The sequence below is a fragment of the Mesorhizobium sp. NPDC059054 genome, from assembly GCF_042739215.1.
Classification (GTDB): domain Bacteria; phylum Pseudomonadota; class Alphaproteobacteria; order Rhizobiales; family Rhizobiaceae; genus Mesorhizobium.
Genome location: NZ_JBHYHV010000002.1, coordinates 886,557 through 906,306, shown reverse-complemented (window position 1 = coordinate 906,306; position 19,750 = coordinate 886,557). Strand labels below are relative to the sequence as shown.

Here is a 19,750-nt window from a genome sequence, read left to right as displayed (position 1 = left end):
CACGATCGCGGGACAAGGCGTGCGTTGCTTCCGCAGCACCCTAAGCGTGGGGCGCTTAGATGCCGACCTCCGAGAATCGCTACATCCGAAACAGCAGGCTGCCGTCGCCGTAGGAATAAAACCGATAATCCGTCTCGATGGCATGCCGATAGGCTGCACGCATGGTGTCCAGTCCGGCAAAGGCCGAAACCAGCATGAACAGCGTCGAACGCGGCAGATGGAAATTCGTCATCAACGCATCGGCGGTGCGGAAGCGATAGCCTGGCGTGATGAAAATATCGGTGGCGCCGGACCACGCGGCCAAGGTCCCGTCGTCGCGCACGGCACTTTCCAGAAGTCGCAATGACGTCGTGCCAACACAAACAATGCGGTTGCCGCGCGCCTTGGCTGCATTCAACGCTTCGGCGACTTGCTGCGACACGTAGCCGGTTTCGGCATGCATCTTGTGGTCTGCGGTATCATCGGCCTTAACGGGCAGAAAGGTACCGGCTCCGACATGCAGGGTCACGAACTGTCGCTCGATGCCCCTGGCATCCAACGCCGCGAACAAATTGGGCGTGAAATGCAGGCCAGCCGTCGGGGCAGCGACCGCTCCCTCTTCGCGCGCATAGATGGTCTGGTAATCGGAAAGGTCACGCGCATCGTCGTCGCGTTTGGAGGCGATATAGGGCGGCAGCGGAATATGGCCGACCGTATGCAACGCTTCATCCAGGAACGCGCCTGAGAGATCAAAGCCGAGCAGCACCTCGCCGCCATCACGCTTTTCCAGAACCGTGGCGTCGAGCCGGCCGAGGAAGCAGGAATTGCCGTCATGGCCGAAATGGATGCGGTCACCTTCCGCGATGCGTTTGCCTGGGCGCATGAAGGCCAGCCAACGGTCGGAACCGGTGCGCATGTGCAGCGTCGCCTCCACCTGGGCGGAGGCTTCGCCACGCCGGCGAATACCGCGCAGTTGCGCGGGAATGACCTTGGTGTCGTTGAAGACCAGAACATCGCCGGGATCGAGCAGCGATGGCAGGTCGCCTACCCCCTTGTCAGCAAGCTCCTCGCCTGGCCGCACCACCAGCAGCCGTGCGGTATCGCGCGGTTCAGCAGGACGAAGCGCAATACGCTCCTCCGGCAGGTCGAAATCGAAGAAATCCACTTTCATGGCCGCGGCAATAGCGCGATCTTGATCGATCCGCCACCATGGTTGTTGGCCAAAGCGCTGTCGGTCAGTAGAGCCGGATCATCAGCGCGCCGACCAGAAGCAGGGCTGCCCCGACGATGCGGCCCATCGAAATTTCACGCACAGCCACGCCGAGGAAGCCGATGCGGTCGACCAGCATGCCCGCCAGCAGCTGACCAGCGACGAGGAAGGCCATCAGCGCGGCGGCGCCGATCCTTGGCGTCAGAAGCACCGAGCTCGTGACATAAACACCGCCGAGCACGCCACCGGCCACAAAGAGCCACGGCGCCGGCGCGCGCCAGTCTATGGCGATGCCTTGTCCGCGCGTGGTGAAGAACGTGACGATGCCAAGCACGATCGCGCCGGCCAGGAACGAGATCGCGGCAGCGGCAACAGGCACACCCAGCCCGCGAGCGAGCTGGGCATTGATGGGAGCCTGGATGGCGATGAAGGCGCCCGCCAGGACGCCGAGTAGCGACCAGAGAACGCCAGCCATGATGTTTACGCCGGCACGTCCGCAGCGACTTTCAGCGAGACGATCTTGTCCGGATCCTGCACCGGCTCGCCACGCTTGATCTTGTCGACATTTTCCATGCCTTCGATGACCTGGCCCCAGACCGTGTACTGGCGATTGAGGAAGCCGGCGTCCTCGAAGCAGATGAAGAACTGCGAATTCGCCGAATTCGGGTTCTGCGCGCGCGCCATCGAGCAGGTGCCGCGAGCATGGTTGACGTTGGAGAACTCCGCCTTCAGATCCGGCTTGTCGGAACCACCCATGCCTGCACGCGACGGATTGAAATCCTTGCCATCCGACTTGCCGAACTTGACGTCTCCGGTCTGGGCCATGAAGCCATCGATGACGCGATGGAAAACAACGCCATCATAGGCGCCTTCGCGTGCAAGTTCCTTGATACGGCCGACATGGCCGGGGGCGAGATCCGGGAACAGTTCGATGACGACCTTGCCTTTGGTCGTTTCCATGATGAGCGCGTTTTCGCGATCCTTGATTTCAGCCATTTTGGATATCCTTCTGATAAAACTCAGTTCTTGTCGGCGGCGATGCGAACCTTGACCATGCGGTCTGGATCGGAGACCGAACCGTTGTTGGCATCGTCGCCCTTCTTGATCTTGTCGACGAGTTCCATGCCCTTCTCGACATTGCCGACAATGGTGTACTGGCCATTCAACGACGGCGCAGGCGCGAACATGATGAAGAACTGCGAATTCGCCGAATTCGGATCCTGCGACCGCGCCATGCCCACGACGCCGCGCGCGTATTTCTCCTTGGAGAACTCGGCAGGCAAGTCGGGTTCCTTCGAGCCGCCGGTGCCGGCGAGGCTGGCGTCGAAGCCCTTTTTCATGTTGCCGTACTGCACATCGCCGGTCTGGGCCATGAAGCCGTCGATGACGCGGTGGAAGGCAACGTTGTCGTAGGCGCCTTCGCGCACCAGCTTCTTGATCTGGGCGACATGCTTGGGCGCAAGATCGGGCCGAAGGGCAACGACCACGTCGCCGTCCTTCAGCGTGATGATCATGGTGTTTTCTGGCTCTGCGGCGAAAGCCTGCGACGCGCCGCCGAACAGGCCGGCAAGCACGACGAGGAAGGCGGCGAGCTTCTTGAGCTGCATGGAATGATCTCCGAAATATCTAGGGTCAGGACCTATTTCGCGAATTTGGCTTTGAGCGCGCCGGCAACGGCAACGGGAACGAACGGGCGGATGTCGCCACCCATCGAGGCTATCTGGCGGACCAATGTGGCCGTAATCGTGCGCACCGAAGGGCTCGCCGGCAGGAAAACGGTCTGCAACTCGGGCGCCATGGTCTCATTCATGCCGGCCATCTGCATCTCGTAGTCGAGATCGGTGCCATCGCGCAGGCCACGGATCATGATCGAGGCGCCATGCTTGCGTGCCGCGTCGATCACAAGGCCAGCGAAGGAGACGACACGAATACGCCTGGCTTCGTTGCCGAATTCGGCTGCGGCAGCCTTTTCGATCAGTTCGGAACGCTCCTCGAAGGAAAACAGCGGCGTCTTTGATGCCTGGATGCCGATAGCGGCATAGACCGTGTCCGCAATCGTCAGCGAGGCCTTCAGCACATCGAGATGGCCGTTGGTCAGTGGGTCGAAGGAGCCGGCATAGAGGGCGATGCGTTCGGTCATGATGCTGCTTCTAGCGGGCACCGGGCCGGAACGCAAATGGCTGCCGGAGCGCGCCGTGAACCCTTCGTCAACCATGAACGGCAGATGAACGGCACGATCACACACGGTTAAAGTCTGTTCACGTACAGATGATCATGCGCGGTGAAACCAATTCACCTTCTGCTCGTTTCAAGGAACAGGAGATTAAGCCATGATGATCCTCATGCTCGCCACCGCAATGACCGTAGCCATGCTGATCGCGACCGTTTTCGGGCTGCATCAGGAAGCCGAGCGCGTGCGTCTCGACGATCTCGATCGCCGCCATCGTTTCGGCAAGCACCGGTAGATCGAGGCTTCGAAAAGCCCGGCTCGTCGGCGTCAGCCGGCTAGTTGCTTTTCCATGTCCACCACGGTCCAGCCCGGACGTTTCGGATTGGCCCGCCTGCCGGTTTCCCGATAGCCATATGCCGAATATAGCGCGATATTCCGCTCCATCCTGGCGTTCGTGTAGAGCTTGACCAGATCGACCCCTGCTTCACCCGCCTTTTCCTCGGCCCAGTCGAGCAACCGAATGCCGAGTTTCTTCCCTTGGAACTCGGGCGCTACGGCTACGGAAAAGATCCAGATGTGGTCACTGTGTCGTTCGAGAACGATCAGCCCCGCCAACGTACCCGAGAGTTCCAGCAGCCAGACCTCGCCAGCCTCGATACGTGGCGCGTAGTCCTCGGTAACAGGAACAGGCGGCGCATCCAGCATCTGCGTGTATGGCGCATAAGCTTGTTCAGTCAGTGCAACGATCGCTCTCAGATCCGACCCAGTCGCACGCCGCAACTTGCTATGTTCCTGCACCATCTCGGCTTCCAAACTGACTGCCACCACTGACCGTCCGGCATCATAACCCTGACTGCACTCGGCCCAATGCACCAGTTGAAGCGCACTCGATGGAACATGCCGGGAATATGACGAATGCCTCTAATGTAGAATATATTAAATTTCACTCCCAATATATCGATGTAATTTAGAATATTTTACTGGGAAAATTGGAATCAATCTCAAATAAGACGTCTATGTGAAAAATGTAGATCCTTTGAATAAAGCAAAGGATCTATTCATGTATGATTATATTATTATAGGCGCAGGAACTTCCGGATGCATCCTTGCAAACAAGTTAAGTGAAGTTTCTGCAAATCGTGTGTTGCTTCTTGAGGCGGGACACCCTGACAACTCCCCTCTCCTGCGCATACCTGGCCGGGCGGGAAAAGCCATGCGCGGGGGATACGTGCGCATATATCGAACAATGGCTCAAACGCATCTGGCGGGACGTCGCTGCGCCATTCCTCAGGCACATGTGCTGGGTGGCGGCAGCTCCATCAACGGAATGATCTATATTCGTGGCAGCCCGGCCGACTATCGCGCTTGGCGCGCACTCGGCAATGTCGGCTGGGATTGGCCGGACGTCCTGCCTCATTTCATCGCCGAAGAGAACAATCAAAACCATGGAGCGCCGTTCCATGGCAGGTCGGGGCCTATGCATGTGCGCGACATTCCCACACCCAACGTGCTGTCCCACGCCTTCATCGAGGCCGCTGCCGAGTGCGGCATCCCGAAAAACCTGGATTTCAACGGCATCTGGCAGGATGGCGCCGGCATCTTCCAAGTGACCAATCGCAACGGCTATCGCTGGAGCACGGCGCGGGCCTATCTGCGCCCCGCCATGGCAAGACGGAACCTCGACGTGATAACCGGCGCGCTGGCTACTCGTATCATCCTTGCCAACCGAAAGGCGGTATCCGTCAAGGCGACGCGGCCGGACGGTGAGATACGCCACTTTCACGCCCGACGCGAAATTATCGTTTCCTCCGGCGCAATCGGCTCGCCCTCCCTTCTGCTACGGTCCGGAATCGGGCCGGCGGATGAGTTGCGCGCCATTGGTATTGAGCCGGTCCACGACCTGCCCGGCGTCGGCAAGAATTTTCACGACCACATGCATGTCAGTATCGCGGGCCGCTGCAGCCAGCCGCTGTCTTATGACGGGCAGGATCGCCTCTTGCCGTTCCTGCGCCATGGTCTGCGGATTGCCTTGACCGGTCGAGGACCGGCCTCGTCCACCTGGTGCGAAGCAAGTGCTTATTTCCGCAGTTCGGCGATGAAGAGCAGGCCCGATCTCGCCGTGCATTTCCTGCCGGTCTACGCCATGGACGAAGTGGAACAATGGCCGAAGGGCCACGGCATGACACTCAACGCCACATTCCTGCAGCCGCAGAGCCGCGGCGAGATCAGGCTGACCTCGCCTGACACGCATGACGAACCGCTGGTGGACCCGAACTATCTTTCCGCACAAACGGATATGGCCATGATGGTCAGAGCCGTGAAGCGCGGCCGCCAGATCCTCGCCGCACCGGCGCTCAAGCCCTACTGCAGTGGAGAACTTTTTCCTGGGCCGAGCATTCGGGACGCGGCGGGGATCGAAAACTTCATTCGCGCCCATGCCGTCACCGATTTCCACCCGGCAGGGTCCTGCAAGATGGGCACCGACCCTCAGGCTGTGGTCGATCCATCGCTCCGGGTGCGCGGGCTGTCGAGTTTGCGTGTCGTCGATGCCTCGATCATGCCCGTTCTGGTCAGCGGCAACACCAACGCCCCGACCATGATGATCGCCGCCAAGGCGGCGGAAATGATCCTGTCTGTCCGCAACACGCGCTCCGTCGGCATCGAAACCTTGGCGGCGCGATAGCGCAATTTCAGGAAAAGTGCGTAGCGATTTTCCGTCCGGAGTTATGTAAAAACAAAGAGTTAGAGCGTTTTCGTGAAAAACGGAAACGCTCCAGGGTGGCGCTCAGCGTTCGAATTGTGAAAAGGGCGGCTCGGAAGCCGCCCTTTTCACGAAATTCTGCTCAGGAGCAGAGGTCGCGCGACCTCAGGCCTCTCCGCCTTCGTTGCTGCCATCATCGGCTGAATTGTCGCCGTTTTCGGCCACCTCTTCATCCCCAGATTCATCATCGCCTTGCGGTTCCGAAATACGCTCCACCGACACCACCTTTTCTCCCTCGGCGGTGTTGAAGATGGTGACGCCCTTGGTGGCACGGCTCGCGAAGCGAATGTCGTGTACCGGCACACGGATGACCTGGCCACCGTCGGAGACAAGCATGACCTGATCGTCATTGCCGATGGGGAATGCCGCCACCAGGGGGCCGATCTCGCCAACCTTCGATACGTCGGTGGCCCGGATACCCTTGCCGCCGCGATTGGTCAGGCGGAAGTCGTAGGACGAGGAACGCTTCCCATAGCCGAACTCGGTGACTGTCAGCACGAACTGCTCGTGCTGCCTGAGGAATTCGTAGCGCTCATCGGAAAGCTGCGCTTCTTCCGAAACGTCCTCGTTGGTCAGCGCAATCTCTTCCTCTTCTCCCGCGCCGGCCAGGCGCCGCTCGGCGACAGAGCGCTTGAGATAGGCTGCGCGTTGTGCGGGATCGGCGTCGACATGTTCGATGATCGCCATCGAGATGACACGGTCGCCCTCGCCCATGCTGATGCCGCGCACGCCAACCGAGTTGCGGCTCTGGAACACGCGCACGTCATCGACGCGGAAACGAATGCACTGACCCGAATTCGCGGTCAGAAGCACGTCGTCGTTGTCGGTGCAGGTTTCGACGCCGAGGATCTCGTCTCCTTCTTCCTCCAGCTTCATGGCGATCTTGCCGTTGCGATTGACCTGGACGAAATCGCTGAGCTTGTTGCGGCGGACGGTGCCGCGCGTCGTCGCGAACATCACGTCGAGTTCGGCCCAGCTTGCCTCGTCCTCCGGCAGCGGCATGATCGTGGTGATGCGTTCGCCCTGTTCGAGCGGCAGCATATTGATCAGTGCCTTGCCACGAGACTGCGGATTGCCGATGGGCAGACGCCAGACCTTTTCCTTGTAGACGATGCCGCGTGAGGAGAAAAACAGCACCGGCGTGTGCGTGTTGACAACGAACAGTCGCGTGACGAAATCCTCGTCCTTGGTCGACATGCCCGAGCGGCCCTTGCCGCCACGGCGCTGCGCCCGGTAGAGCGAAAGCGGCACGCGCTTGATGTAGCCCGAATGCGACACGGTGACGACCATATCCTCACGCGGGATCAGGTCCTCGTCTTCCATGTCTGCGCCGGCATCGGTGATCTCGGTACGGCGCGGCGTGCCGAATTCATCGCGCACGGCGATAAGCTCGTCCTTGACGATTTGCTGGATACGAGCCCGGGACGCAAGAATCGCAAGGAAATCAGATATTTCAGCGCCGATCTTGTTCAGTTCATCGGCGATTTCGTCGCGGCCGAGCGCGGTCAGGCGCTGCAGGCGCAGTTCAAGAATGGCGCGGGCCTGTTCTTCGGACAGATTGTAAGTGCCATCCTCGTTGATGCGGTGGCGCGGATCGTCGATCAGACGGATCAGCGCCTCGACATCAGCGGCCGGCCAGCGGCGCGTCATCAACTGCTCGCGCGCCGTTTGCGGATCGGGTGCGTTGCGGATCAGCTTGATGACTTCATCGATATTCGCAACCGCGATGGCCAGACCGACCAGGACGTGCGCACGTTCGCGCGCCTTGCGCAGCAGGAATTTGGTGCGCCGGCTGATGACTTCCTCACGGAAAGCCACGAAGGCGCGCAACATGTCGAGCAGCGTCAGCACTTCAGGCTTGCCGCCGTTGAGCGCCACCATATTGGCGCCGAACGACGTCTGCAGCGGCGTGAAGCGATAAAGCTGGTTGAGAATCACCTCGGCATTGGCGTCGCGCTTCAGCTCGATCACCACGCGGTAGCCCTGACGATCGCTCTCGTCGCGGATATCGGAAATGCCCTCGATGCGCTTTTCACGCACCAGTTCGGCCATCTTCTCGATCATCGAGGCCTTGTTCACCTGATAGGGAACCTCGGTGATGACGATCGCCTCACGCTCGCCGCGCATTTCCTCGACATGCACCTTGCCGCGCATGACGACCGAACCACGGCCGGTCGAATAGGCATTGTAGATGCCCGAACGACCAAGGATCAGGCCGCCCGTCGGGAAGTCCGGACCGGGAATAATCTCCATAATCTCGGTGAGGTCGATGGCCGGATTGTCGATGACGGAGATAGCGCCGTTGCAGACTTCCACCAGATTGTGCGGCGGGATGTTCGTGGCCATGCCGACGGCAATGCCGCCCGCACCGTTGACCAGCAGTGCCGGAAAACGCGCCGGCAGAACGCGTGGCTCCTGCCCTGACGCATCATAGGTATCCTGGAAATCGACGGTATCCTTGTCGATGTCCTCCAGCAATTCATGCGCGACTTTGGTCAGACGCGATTCCGTATAACGCATCGCCGCCGGCGGATCGCCGTCGATCGAGCCGAAATTGCCTTGCCCGTCGATGAGCGGCACGCGCATCGACCAATCCTGCGCCATACGCACCAAGGCGTCATAGATCGAGGCGTCGCCATGCGGGTGGTATTTACCCATCACGTCGGCAACCGGACGGGCCGACTTCACATATTTGCGGTTCCAGTGGTAACCGCTCTCATGCGAGGCAAACAGGATGCGTCGGTGCACCGGCTTCATGCCATCGCGCACATCGGGCAGCGCGCGGCTGACGATCACGCTCATGGCGTAATCGAGATAGCTGCGCTGCATCTCCTCGATGATGGAAATCGGCTCGATGCCTGAAGGGCCGTCCGGCCCCTGCGGTGTTTTCTGGTCGGTCAAAATGGATCGCAATCAGCTGGGAATCACTGGCCTCTTATATAGGAAAGCCGTGCCATTCTCCAATGCGAGGGCGCGGATTTTCGCTGTAAAGCGGTCGTTTTCCAGTGCTTATTTTTCGAGTTATTTCAAATAGATAGACGGACCCTAAAAACGCGGCACATATGGCGCCCGGCAGATTGTGGCGACCGTGTGAAATGCACCCGTCGCTTCCCGCTACGGCAACCGCGAAATCTCTCACACGGCAACTTGAGGTCGAGACGGATTTTGCCATTCAGACAAATAGCCGGCGCAGTTCCGAAACAGGCTGGCTGGATAGCCTGTATCCGGTCGGCGTTTGCCCCATGACCCTCCGGAAACGACGATTGAAGGTAGACAGATCGCCGAAACCCGCCTCGAAGGCGATTTCCGATACGGCATCTCCGGTGACCCGCAACCGGACGGCCGCGCGATGCAACCGTGTCCTCAGCAGAAACTGATACGGGGTCATGCCAACGATCGCACGAAACGAACGCAGGAAATGGTATGGGCTGGTCGCGGCCCGGTCTGCCAATTCGGATAGCGAGAGCTGCTCCTCACCCTTGGCCTCGATCAAACGTATCGCTTCGGAGACCCGCTTTTCATCACGTTGGCTGATCTTTGCCGGCCTTGTCAGCGATCCCGTCAGCATAGTCACGGTCGCACCTGCCAGTCGCAGCGCGACTTCTTCCAGCTCATCGGCATCACCTTCGCTGCGTGCGACTTCGGCATCCGCGAACAGCGCAACAAGCTCCGGACATGCCGGCAGGTTCGGCGCATCGAACTCCACATGCTTCCCTCCGGGCACATCCGCCAGAACGCCTTCCAACATCGCGGAGGAGAATTGGAAGGATAGGCAATGGTCGCCGCTGCTGTGTTCATGCCCGCATTCGAAACATGTGTTGGCATTGCCAAGCAGCAAGGCGCCTGGTGTCATCACAGCCGTTCCTTGCCGTGAACGGTAGCGGAAAGTACCGCGTGTGACGGCTGCGATACAGAACGCGCCGTGCTCTTCCTCGAACGGCCGCTCCCCTACCGTCGCCGTACAGACGATGTCGGCCACGCTCCATCCCGCCTTTTTAGCGAGTATCCGCACCTGTTGGCTCATGGCCGCGATTTAGCAATTTTTCCCAAGCCCAGACAGCCGGCAAGCGTTACGCCGGCCATGTCTCCTGACAGGTTTGAGGGCGTTATGCATAGCCAGAATACCTTCGCTGAGGCGCTGCACGCGCCGGGTCCGCTCGCCGCGCACGCCGACAAGCTCGCTCTTTACGGCCGTTTCGCCGGCGCTTGGAGCTTCGATGCCAAACGCTGGACCGATGACGGCAGATTGCTGACCGGTCGCGGCGAGATCCATTTCGGCTGGGCACTGGAGGGACGCGCCATCCAGGACGTCTGGATTTTGCCCGCGCGCGACGCCGGACCTTCGCCGGAACTCGGCCCCTGGACATTCTATGGCACGACGCTGCGGATCTATGACCCGGACATCGATGCCTGGCACATCCTGTGGAGCGATCCGCGCACGCAATACTACAGCCGACAAACCGGCCGGGCCGAAGGTGCGGACATCGTCCAGATCGGAGGCGACGGCAGCGGAACAAGGACACGCTGGCGCTTCACCGAGATAACCGGCAATTCGTTCCGCTGGCTCGGCGAGCGGGCTGGCGACGAAGGAGGCTGGCACCTGCAGGTCGAATTCCTGGCACGGCGCGTTGCCTGACGTCCCCTTTGTTCATCAACTCAGATTCAACGCGAGGTGCAAATGCTCGACCATGTCTCGATTGGTGTCGCCGACCAGTCCCGCTCCAAGGCTTTCTATGACGCGGTCCTGGCGCCGCTCGGTTATTCCTGTCTCAGCGAAGCGCCGGGTTCGCTGGGTTATGGCCGCGAACAGGTGGCACTCTGGATTCTTGAGGCTGAACGGCCGGTGCCGGCCGATATGGCGTCCGGCCTGCATTTCTGCTTCGCGGCACCCAGCCGGGACAGCGTTCATGCATTCCATGCGGCGGCGCTCGCCAATGGTGGCGATGACAACGGCAAGGCAGGGCTACGCCCCGACTATGGCGACACCTATTTCGCCGCCTTTGCCATAGATCCCGATGGCTATCGCATCGAGGCCTATTGCGACGTAGAGGGCTAGTCCGCCTGCCGCACAGATAGTTGGCAAGTTCCCCGCGATCGCGCTACCAATCATTCGGTTGCGCCGCAGGAGGGGCACGGCATGCCGAATTACGAAAGCCTGTTCAACGCCTTCGTTACATTGCTCGTGACCATCGATCCGCCGGGGCTGGCGCCGCTTTTCCTTGCCGTGACGCGCGGCATGAATCGGGAGCAGCGCAGCCAGGTGTCGGTTCGCGCCTCGATCATCGGCTTTATGGTGATCGCGCTGTTTGCGGTGGCCGGCGCTTCGATCCTTTCAGTGTTCGGCATCACCTTGCCGGCCTTTCGCGTGGCCGGCGGCTTCCTGCTGTTTTTCATCGCCTTCGAAATGGTTTTCGAGCGTCGGCAGGACCGCAAGGAGAAAAGCGCGGATGTGGCGATCACCAAGGATCACATCCACAACATCGCTGCCTTCCCATTGGCCATCCCCCTGATCGCCGGCCCCGGTGCAATCTCGGCCACGGTCCTGTTGTCGAGCTCGTTCCAGGGTATTGGAGGCCAGCTGTCGCTGCTCGGCATCATCCTCGCCTGCCTGCTCATCACCTACTTGGTGTTCGTGCTGGCGGAGCGCATCGACGGAATTCTCGGACAGACCGGACGCTCGATTCTGACGCGGTTGCTCGGCGTGATCCTGGCCGCGCTCGCCGTCCAGTTCGTCGCCGACGGCATCAAGGCGCTGGCGGCGAGCTGATCAACTCACGCAACGACCATATTGGAGCAGATGCGCATGCACAGACCTTATTGAGCAGCCGTATCGACCACTTCGAAATCGTGCGTCACCGTCGCCGTCTTGCCCATCATGATCGAGGCCGAGCAATATTTTTCGGCCGACAGCTGAACCGCCCGCTTGACCTTGTCATGCGACAGGCCCTTGCCTTTGACGATGAAGTGCATGTGGATACGCGTGAACACCTTCGGGTCCGTTGGCGCGCGATCGGAATCAAGCTCCACGACGCAGTCTTCAACCGCCTCACGCCCCTTTTCCAGGATATGCACGACATCGATGGCCGAACAGCCGCCGGTGCCGATCAAAAGCAGTTCCATGGGGCTCGGGCCCGGCGTCTTGCCGTCATCGCCATGCGTCGTTCCCAGAACCAGCTTATGGCCACTGCCGGACTCGCCCACGAATGTGCGGCCCTCAACCCATTTGATACGCGCCTTCATTCCTGATTTCCTTGTATCTTCCCGTCGAGGTTACGGCATTTCCGCCAGCAGCGCCTTGACGACATTGGCCGAGTTTATCGAGGCCAGCGCCATGAAGGTCGCCATCTGATTGGCGCCCTCACCGCCACCGGCGAGATCCGACAGGCTGCGCACCGCCAGGAACGGTACGCCGTTGCTGTAGGTCACATGTGCGACAGCAGCACTTTCCATGTCGAGCACCTTGGCGTCGAAGGTCTTGTGCACATAGTCACGAAATTCGGCATTGTCGACGAAGGCCTGCCCGGAAACACCGTTGCCACCGACAATAATCTTCGGCGGCTTGGCGAGACATTTGTTCTCCGGCGCGCAGGCTTGCAGATCGAGCTTGGCTGCAACTTTGCGGGCTGCCTCGAGCAAGGCTGGGTCGGACGGGAACCAGAACTTCGTTTCATCGCCGCTGCCGCCCTTGCGCGTGACAGTCACCGAACGCGGCACGACCATCCCGTAACCGGCGAACTGATCCTTGGGAATAAAAGGCGGAATTTCGTAGCCGTCGCCAACCTTGCGCGCGAAGACCGCCTCGAGATATTCGCCCCACTGATCGGCAACGACGACATCGCCAATGCTGAGCGCGGGATCGACGCCACCGGCAATGCCGGAAAACACCACGGAAGTGACGACAAACCGGTCTAGCGCGGACTGAGTCGTCATCGATGCGTTGACCATGCTGACTCCACTCAGGAACAGCACGACATCCTTGCCGGCAAGCTTGCCTGTGATGAACTTGCGGCCATTGATCTCATGTTCGGCGCGGTCGGCAAGATCGGCCTGCAACGCTACCCATTCCGGTGGAAAGGCCGAGACAATCGCGACACGCGGTTTGTCGTCGAGCCGTTCCGCTGCCGGGACGGCAGCGGAAAACATGACGAGGAACAGCAGACCGAAAGCCATCACGCGTGCGATAGCGCTCATGCTTCAGGCTCCTTCGCCGGGATAGCACTTTTTAGAGGCATTGGCCGGGAGGACCCGGTTCTCAACGGTCAGAACGGGATTTCGTCATCCAGTTCGCGCGATCCGCCACCGCCGCCGCCACGATTGCCGTTTCCGCCGCCGGAACCGCCGCCCGAGCTGCGGCCACCACCGAAATCGCTAGGGCCGGATTGGCCGAAGCTGTCGCGGTTGCCACCGGAATAACCGACCTGGCCGCCTTCGCCCTGCCCGCGTGCATCGAGCATCTGCAACTCGCCACGGAACTTCTGCAGCACGACTTCGGTCGTGTAACGCTCCTGGCCACTCTGGTCCTGCCATTTGCGGGTCTGCAGTTGCCCCTCGACATAAACCTTCATGCCCTTCTTCAGATATTGCTCAGCCACCTTGGCGAGCTGGTCGTTGAAGATGACGACATTGTGCCACTCGGTCTTTTCCTTGCGCTCGCCCGAATTCTTGTCGCGCCAGGTTTCCGATGTAGCGATGCGGATGTTGACGACCGGATCGCCCGAGTTCAGCCGACGGGTTTCGGGATCCGCACCCAGATTGCCCACCAAAATGACCTTGTTGACGCTACCAGCCATCACACTTCTCCGCGCTCATCCGAAACCAGAATTCTCGCCGCACCATATAGGCTGAGGGACCTGCCCGCCTCCACGGACACGCCTTTCCCACAAGGTTTTTGTTCTATCTATGTTCTAGTTCTTAACGCGGTGCTTTGTCAAGGAATGGCGGCAAATGAACGGATACGGGCCTATTTCCAATCCTTGTGCGGAACGGCCCTTGCCAAATAGATAAGTATTCACTTATGCTTTTAACATGATCGAATCCGAAATCTTCAGGGCCCTGGCAGACCCCACCCGGCGCGCGCTGTTCGAGCGGCTTGCGGCCGGCGAGCTGACCGTCTCCGAACTGCGCGCCGGCACACCGGTTTCGCAACCGGCGGTCTCGCAACATCTTGCCGTGCTGCGTGGCGCCGGGCTGGTGAGCGAGCGCCGCGTTGGACGCAACGCCTTTTACCGCGCTGACCCGGAGGGGCTGTCGCCACTTCTCGGGTGGATCGAACGTTACCGCGCCTTCTGGCCTGACCGCATCGAAAGGCTGAAGACCGTGCTGAAGGAGATGGATCAATGACCCGCGAACCCCATGAAGACATCGTTGTCGAATGCGATCTGCCCGAGGCGCCGGAAAAGGTTTGGCGCGCGCTCACCGAGCCGGAAATCGTCGCGGCCTGGCTGATGCCGAACGACATCAAGGCCGAAACTGGGCATCGTTTTTCGCTCGGCACCGAAGGCGGTATCGATTGCACGGTGCTGGAAGCGGAGCCTGGCCGCCTGCTGCGCTATTCCTGGCATGAACGGGACACCGGATCCAAAGGGACAAGCGGCTTCGACAGCGTCGTCACCTTCGAACTGGCGCGTACTGCCAATGGCGGGACGCACCTGCGCGTCGTGCATGACAGCTTCATCGCAGCGACAACAGCCACCTGCAGCATTTCCGGTGCCAATTGCAGTGTCGCCATCAATGCCCCCAGGCCCAACAGGACCCTCACCTCAGCCAACGCGCCGCAATGGCGCATGGCCGCCTGAATCAGAAGGAACCGATACGATGTCCGGTGTTGCCAACCTTGTGCCCATGGTGATCGAGCAGTCGAGCCGCGGCGAACGCTCCTTCGACATTTTCTCCCGGCTGCTGCGCGAACGCATCATCTTCGTCAACGGCCAGATCGAAGACAACATGGCCGCCATCATCTGCGCGCAGTTGCTGACGCTCGAAGCGGACAATCCGGAAAAAGAAGTATCGCTCTACATCAATTCGCCGGGCGGCGTCGTGAGTTCCGGCTTCGCCATCTACGACACGATGCGTTACATCTCCTGCCCGGTTTCGACGGTGTGCATGGGCTTTGCCGCCTCGATGGGCTCGTTCCTGCTGATGGCTGGCGACCCTGGCCGGCGCATCGCGCTACCCAACAGCAAGGTCGTGCTGCACCAGCCGCTCGGCGGCTTCCAGGGCCAGGCATCGGACATCCAGCGTCACGCAGAGGCCATCCTGAAAACCAAGCGGCAGATGATCGAACTCTACGCACAGCATTGCGGCCGCACGATCGAGGAGGTCGAGAACACGCTCGACCGCGACCACTTCATGAGCGCCGAGGACGCCAAGGCCTGGGGACTGGTCGACCATGTCTACGACACGCGCAAACGAGCCACAGCCGCATGAGCTTCGGGTTTTCTGACAGCATGGGAGACAGCCGACACTGGCCGTGTCGATCGAACATGCCTATGTTGCAACCATGAACTTCATGGCTGCCTTTATCCGTACGAATTTCGCTGCTCTCGCAATTCTCGCCCTCTCGGCCCCGATTGCGCTTGCAGGAGAAGCGACCAGACAGACGGCAAAGCCCCTTCCCGGGGTCAATGGCGGCTACAGCATCGTCAAACCGGCTGCCCCGCAGCCGGAACCTGACGATTATGATCCGGCCACCGGCCGCCAATTCAAGGTTGGCGACATGGACGTGCGCATTTCCGGTTCGGTGATCGTGGATGTCGGTGCCGGCGACATTCCTGCGCCGCGACGCTGAACGCATTCAGGCACGATGTCCGCTTCAAAGCGCTGGAGATTTCTTGCACGTCTGAAGGGGTGCACGGCGCTCCAAACGGGTCGGATGACGGTCCCTGTCGGCTCAAAATAACAGCCCCGCCGCTGCCCATGGCATGCGGACGGGGCTTTTGAGGGTTTTACCCAGGTCTACCGGGAGCGTTTTACCGGCTTTGGGTTTCGGGTGCTTCGCGGCTCGCAGCCGACGACCCGACTAGTGGTCTCTGATTGTAGGGGATCGGCAGGTCACGGTTTGCGCAGAAAAGCACTGCCTTCCTGACACCTATGCCTGCCGCGGCTCCAACGACAGGTGGAGCCCGAAGGGACTGTCCGGTGGGGTCATGCCTCGCTCCTTCTGCTGGTTGCTCTTGCCGTCTTCCCGAACTCTCACTCGTTTGGTCTGCGGCGCCTCGCAGACCGCCTTCCGGCACGAGGATCGCCACAGGGCGATCGGTTCAGGCGACGAACCGACCTTGCGCCTTCGCTTCCGCAGCGTCAACCGGCGACCCATCGATTACAAAAATTGTGATCGGAACGATCCGGAACGTCACGTTCTGCTGACATCGCCTTGTCAGGAGCACGTTCGGCCTTTGTTCTTTTTTGCTTGCTCGCTCGCGCGAAAGGCGGTTAAACGCTGCAATTGGCCGGAGTCTCTCGATCTTGCGGCGAAAATACCCCATATGAGCGGATGGCGGCAGGGTTCGCCGATCCGAGACATTGCAAAGCTGAGGCGGCGGAGCGGCATGGCCGACCATAAGTACATTTCCATTCGCGGCGCGCGCGAGCACAATCTGAAGAATGTCGATCTGGATCTGCCGCGAGACAGCCTCGTCGTCATGACCGGCCTGTCCGGCTCGGGCAAATCGTCACTTGCCTTCGACACAATCTATGCGGAAGGGCAGCGCCGCTACGTCGAAAGCCTTTCTGCCTATGCCCGCCAGTTCCTGGAGATGATGCAAAAGCCGGACGTCGACCAGATCGACGGTCTGTCGCCCGCCATCTCGATCGAGCAGAAGACCACGTCCCGCAATCCGCGTTCGACGGTCGGCACCGTCACCGAAATCTATGACTATATGCGCCTGCTGTTCGCGCGCGTCGGTGTGCCGTATTCGCCGGCCACCGGCCTGCCGATCGAGAGCCAGACCGTCTCGCAGATGGTCGACCGCGTTCTGGCACTGGAGGAAGGCACCCGCCTTTATATCACGGCACCGATGGTGCGCGGCCGCAAGGGTGAGTACAAGAAGGAGCTGCTGGAGCTTCAGAAGAAGGGCTTCCAGCGCGTCAAGGTCGACGGCACCTTCTACGAGATCGCCGACGTGCCGGCGCTCGACAAGAAGTACAAGCACGACATCGACGTCGTCGTCGACCGCATCGTCGTGCGTGCCGACCTGGCTACACGTCTGGCCGATTCCATGGAAACGGCGCTGAAACTGGCCGAAGGGCTCGCGGTCGCGGAATTCGCCGACAAACCATTGCCCGCGGCAGCGACGGCAGAAGAATCCGCCTACAAATCGAAGAACGAGACACACGAACGCATCCTGTTTTCGGAAAAGTTCGCCTGCCCGGTTTCCGGTTTCACCATCCCGGAAATCGAGCCGCGGCTGTTCTCTTTCAACAACCCGTTCGGTGCCTGTCCGACCTGTGACGGCCTCGGCAGCCAGCGCGCCATCGACGAAAACCTCGTCGTGCCGGACGACAACATTACCTTGCGCGACGGTGCGGTGGCACCGTGGGCGAAATCCACCTCGCCCTATTATTCGCAGACGCTGGAAGCGCTGGGCAAGGTCTATGACTTCAAATTGGGCGACAAGTTCAAGGATCTTAAGGACGATGCCCGGCAGGCCATCCTGCGCGGCACCGGCGAGCGCGAGATCACCTTCAACTATGACGACGGCCTGCGCTCCTACAAGACCACCAAGACGTTCGAGGGCGTGATCCCCAATCTCGAGCGGCGCTGGAAGGAAACGGAATCGGCCTGGATGCGCGAGGAGATCGAGCGCTTCATGTCGGCCACGCCCTGCCCCGCTTGCGGTGGCTACCGCCTCAAGCCCGAAGCGCTGGCGGTCAAGATCGCAGGCAAGCACATCGGCGAAGTGACGGAGTTGTCGATCCGCAAGGCCGATGCCTGGTTCACCGAATTGCCGGCGCAGCTCAACGAGAAGCAGACTGAAATCGCCGTACGGGTGCTCAAGGAGATCCGCGAACGGCTGCGTTTCCTCAACGATGTCGGTCTCGACTATCTGACGCTGTCGCGCAATTCCGGCACGCTGTCGGGCGGCGAAAGCCAGCGTATCCGCCTCGCTTCGCAGATCGGCTCCGGCCTCACCGGCGTGCTCTACGTGCTGGACGAGCCGTCGATCGGCCTGCACCAGCGCGATAACGCGCGTCTGATCGAAACGCTGAAGCATCTGCGCGACATCGGCAATACGGTGATTGTCGTCGAACACGACGAGGACGCCATCCTCACCGCCGACTATGTCGTCGACATCGGCCCGGCGGCCGGCATCCATGGCGGGCAGATCATCGCCCAGGGCACGCCGCGCGAGATCATGGCCAACCCCAATTCGATCACCGGCAAATATCTGTCCGGCGAGCTCGAGATCGAGACCCCGGCCGAGCGCCGTCCCGGCAAGAAGGGCAAGCGCATCAAGATCGTCGGCGCGCGCGGCAACAATCTGAAGAACGTCTCCGCCGAATTCCCGCTCGGCACCTTCACCGCCGTCACCGGCGTATCGGGCGGCGGCAAGTCGACCTTCCTGATCGAGACGCTGTTCAAGGCGGCGTCGCGCCGCATCATGGGTTCGCGCGAACACCCGGCCGAGCATGATCGCATCGAAGGGCTGGAGTTCCTGGACAAGGTCATCGACATCGACCAGAGCCCGATCGGCCGCACGCCACGTTCCAACCCGGCGACCTATACCGGTGCCTTCACGCCGATCCGCGATTGGTTCGCGGGGCTTCCCGAGGCGAAGGCGCGCGGCTACCAGCCTGGCCGCTTCTCCTTCAACGTCAAGGGCGGCCGCTGCGAGGCGTGTCAGGGCGATGGCGTCATCAAGATCGAGATGCACTTCCTGCCGGACGTCTACGTCACTTGTGATGTCTGTCACGGCAAGCGCTACAACCGCGAAACGCTGGATGTCACCTTCAAGGGCAAGTCCATCGCCGACGTGCTCGACATGACGGTCGAGGAAGGCGTCGAGTTCTTCGCCGCGGTGCCGGCGGTGCGCGACAAGCTGATCACGCTCAACCAGGTTGGCCTCGGGTATATTCACATCGGCCAGCAGGCAACGACATTGTCAGGTGGTGAAGCACAGCGCATCAAGCTCGCCAAGGAGCTGTCGCGCAAGGCGACCGGCAAAACGCTCTACATCCTCGATGAGCCGACCACCGGCTTGCATTTCCACGATGTGGCGAAGCTGCTCGAAGTGCTGCATGAGCTGGTCGATCAGGGCAATACCGTCATCGTGATCGAGCACAATCTCGAGGTCATCAAGACGGCCGACTGGGTGCTCGACCTCGGCCCCGAAGGTGGCGACGGTGGCGGTGAGCTGGTGGCCTCTGGTACACCCGAGGATATTGTCGCGGAACCGCGCAGCTACACCGGCCAGTTCCTCAAGGAGCTTCTGGAGCGCCGGCCGAAAGGCAAGCGCGAGGCGGCCGAGTGAACGATAGCGAGGGCGTGGTTTCCGTCGAGAGCCGGTTCGGGGTAGCCGAAACCATCGACCGGCTGGCGGAGACAGTGACCCGGCTGGACCTCTACGTCTTCGCTCGCATCGACCATGCAGCCGGTGCGCGCGATGTCGGTGTGGCGCTTCGCCCGACGTAG

At 60.8% G+C, this 19,750-nt stretch carries 22 protein-coding genes; 11 read left to right on the top strand and 11 right to left on the bottom strand.

Annotation, left to right across the window (positions count from 1 at the left end; translation table 11 throughout):
* Positions 1-79 precede the first annotated feature (79 nt).
* The 5 genes from queA to coaD form a co-directional block, all read right to left on the bottom strand.
* Complete coding sequence (gene queA, locus ACFWXH_RS12090) at positions 80-1,150, bottom strand: tRNA preQ1(34) S-adenosylmethionine ribosyltransferase-isomerase QueA (protein ID WP_379120434.1); 1,071 nt, start codon at positions 1,148-1,150, stop codon at positions 80-82.
* A 64-nt stretch (positions 1,151-1,214) separates the two neighbouring features.
* On the bottom strand, positions 1,215-1,664 hold the full coding sequence (locus tag ACFWXH_RS12085; RefSeq protein ID WP_054311092.1) for a DMT family transporter: 450 nt from the start codon (positions 1,662-1,664) through the stop codon (positions 1,215-1,217).
* 5 nt (positions 1,665-1,669) lie between these two features.
* Positions 1,670-2,185: a peptidylprolyl isomerase gene (locus tag ACFWXH_RS12080; RefSeq protein WP_054311093.1), complete on the bottom strand. Its 516-nt coding sequence runs from the start codon at positions 2,183-2,185 to the stop codon at positions 1,670-1,672.
* A gap of 23 nt (positions 2,186-2,208) precedes the next feature.
* Positions 2,209-2,796, bottom strand: a complete 588-nt coding sequence (locus ACFWXH_RS12075) for a peptidylprolyl isomerase (RefSeq protein ID WP_379120432.1) — start codon at positions 2,794-2,796, stop codon at positions 2,209-2,211.
* A gap of 32 nt (positions 2,797-2,828) precedes the next feature.
* A complete protein-coding gene (gene coaD / locus ACFWXH_RS12070; protein ID WP_379120430.1) occupies positions 2,829-3,329 on the bottom strand; it encodes a pantetheine-phosphate adenylyltransferase in 501 nt (166 codons plus the stop codon).
* Between the two features lie 190 nt (positions 3,330-3,519).
* Between coaD and ACFWXH_RS12065 the strand changes: the two genes are divergently transcribed.
* The gene (locus tag ACFWXH_RS12065) at positions 3,520-3,654 is read left to right on the top strand and encodes a hypothetical protein (protein WP_275448200.1); all 135 of its coding nucleotides are present in this window, start codon (positions 3,520-3,522) and stop codon (positions 3,652-3,654) included.
* A gap of 32 nt (positions 3,655-3,686) precedes the next feature.
* Here ACFWXH_RS12065 and ACFWXH_RS12060 read toward each other — a convergent pair whose 3' ends face one another.
* On the bottom strand, positions 3,687-4,160 hold the full coding sequence (locus tag ACFWXH_RS12060) for a GNAT family N-acetyltransferase (RefSeq protein ID WP_379120427.1): 474 nt from the start codon (positions 4,158-4,160) through the stop codon (positions 3,687-3,689).
* Between the two features lie 217 nt (positions 4,161-4,377).
* On the opposite strand from ACFWXH_RS12060, the gene ACFWXH_RS12055 reads away from it, so the two are divergent.
* A complete protein-coding gene (locus tag ACFWXH_RS12055) occupies positions 4,378-6,042 on the top strand; it encodes a GMC family oxidoreductase (protein ID WP_379120425.1) in 1,665 nt (554 codons plus the stop codon).
* A gap of 183 nt (positions 6,043-6,225) precedes the next feature.
* Here the strand turns inward: ACFWXH_RS12055 and gyrA are convergent, their stop codons facing one another.
* Together gyrA and ACFWXH_RS12045 are read right to left on the bottom strand one after the other, a co-directional pair.
* Positions 6,226-9,021, bottom strand: a complete 2,796-nt coding sequence (gyrA, locus tag ACFWXH_RS12050) for a DNA gyrase subunit A (RefSeq protein WP_379120423.1) — start codon at positions 9,019-9,021, stop codon at positions 6,226-6,228.
* 271 nt (positions 9,022-9,292) lie between these two features.
* Complete coding sequence (locus tag ACFWXH_RS12045; RefSeq protein WP_379120421.1) at positions 9,293-10,099, bottom strand: helix-turn-helix domain-containing protein; 807 nt, start codon at positions 10,097-10,099, stop codon at positions 9,293-9,295.
* A gap of 129 nt (positions 10,100-10,228) precedes the next feature.
* Here ACFWXH_RS12045 and ACFWXH_RS12040 point away from each other — a divergent pair, with 129 nt between their 5' ends.
* The 3 genes from ACFWXH_RS12040 (at position 10,229) to ACFWXH_RS12030 (ending at position 11,887) form a co-directional block, all read left to right on the top strand.
* Positions 10,229-10,756, top strand: coding sequence for a hypothetical protein (locus ACFWXH_RS12040; protein WP_379120419.1), 528 nt, complete (start codon positions 10,229-10,231; stop codon positions 10,754-10,756).
* A gap of 42 nt (positions 10,757-10,798) precedes the next feature.
* Complete coding sequence (locus ACFWXH_RS12035; RefSeq protein WP_379120417.1) at positions 10,799-11,176, top strand: VOC family protein; 378 nt, start codon at positions 10,799-10,801, stop codon at positions 11,174-11,176.
* Between the two features lie 81 nt (positions 11,177-11,257).
* Entirely contained in the window at positions 11,258-11,887 is a 630-nt protein-coding gene (locus ACFWXH_RS12030) for a MarC family protein (protein ID WP_054311101.1), read from the top strand.
* Between the two features lie 47 nt (positions 11,888-11,934).
* Here ACFWXH_RS12030 and ACFWXH_RS12025 read toward each other — a convergent pair whose 3' ends face one another.
* The 3 genes from ACFWXH_RS12025 to ssb all read right to left on the bottom strand — a co-directional run bounded on the left by ACFWXH_RS12025 (position 11,935) and on the right by ssb (position 13,910).
* A complete protein-coding gene (locus tag ACFWXH_RS12025) occupies positions 11,935-12,360 on the bottom strand; it encodes an OsmC family protein (RefSeq protein WP_379120415.1) in 426 nt (141 codons plus the stop codon).
* Positions 12,361-12,390: 30 nt separating this feature from the next.
* Positions 12,391-13,311 carry a 5'-methylthioadenosine/S-adenosylhomocysteine nucleosidase gene (locus tag ACFWXH_RS12020; RefSeq protein ID WP_054311103.1) on the bottom strand — a complete coding sequence of 307 codons (921 nt, stop codon included), beginning with the start codon at positions 13,309-13,311 and terminating at the stop codon, positions 12,391-12,393.
* Between the two features lie 68 nt (positions 13,312-13,379).
* Positions 13,380-13,910: a single-stranded DNA-binding protein gene (gene ssb, locus ACFWXH_RS12015; protein WP_379120413.1), complete on the bottom strand. Its 531-nt coding sequence runs from the start codon at positions 13,908-13,910 to the stop codon at positions 13,380-13,382.
* A gap of 235 nt (positions 13,911-14,145) precedes the next feature.
* On the opposite strand from ssb, the gene ACFWXH_RS12010 reads away from it, so the two are divergent.
* From ACFWXH_RS12010 to ACFWXH_RS11985, 6 genes are all read left to right on the top strand, one after another.
* On the top strand, positions 14,146-14,460 hold the full coding sequence (locus tag ACFWXH_RS12010) for an ArsR/SmtB family transcription factor (RefSeq protein WP_379120411.1): 315 nt from the start codon (positions 14,146-14,148) through the stop codon (positions 14,458-14,460).
* Complete coding sequence (locus ACFWXH_RS12005) at positions 14,457-14,915, top strand: SRPBCC domain-containing protein (RefSeq protein ID WP_379120409.1); 459 nt, start codon at positions 14,457-14,459, stop codon at positions 14,913-14,915. Before ACFWXH_RS12010 ends, ACFWXH_RS12005 begins: the two co-directional genes overlap by 4 nt.
* 19 nt (positions 14,916-14,934) lie before the next feature.
* Positions 14,935-15,546, top strand: a complete 612-nt coding sequence (locus ACFWXH_RS12000) for an ATP-dependent Clp protease proteolytic subunit (RefSeq protein ID WP_054311107.1) — start codon at positions 14,935-14,937, stop codon at positions 15,544-15,546.
* A gap of 43 nt (positions 15,547-15,589) precedes the next feature.
* Positions 15,590-15,907 (top strand): hypothetical protein, encoded by a 318-nt coding sequence (locus ACFWXH_RS11995; RefSeq protein ID WP_379120406.1) that lies wholly within the window; start codon positions 15,590-15,592, stop codon positions 15,905-15,907.
* 760 nt (positions 15,908-16,667) lie between these two features.
* Positions 16,668-19,589 (top strand): excinuclease ABC subunit UvrA, encoded by a 2,922-nt coding sequence (gene uvrA / locus ACFWXH_RS11990; RefSeq protein WP_379120404.1) that lies wholly within the window; start codon positions 16,668-16,670, stop codon positions 19,587-19,589.
* On the top strand, positions 19,586-19,750 hold the full coding sequence (locus tag ACFWXH_RS11985) for a hypothetical protein (protein ID WP_379120402.1): 165 nt from the start codon (positions 19,586-19,588) through the stop codon (positions 19,748-19,750). The genes uvrA and ACFWXH_RS11985 overlap by 4 nt, the downstream gene beginning before the upstream one ends.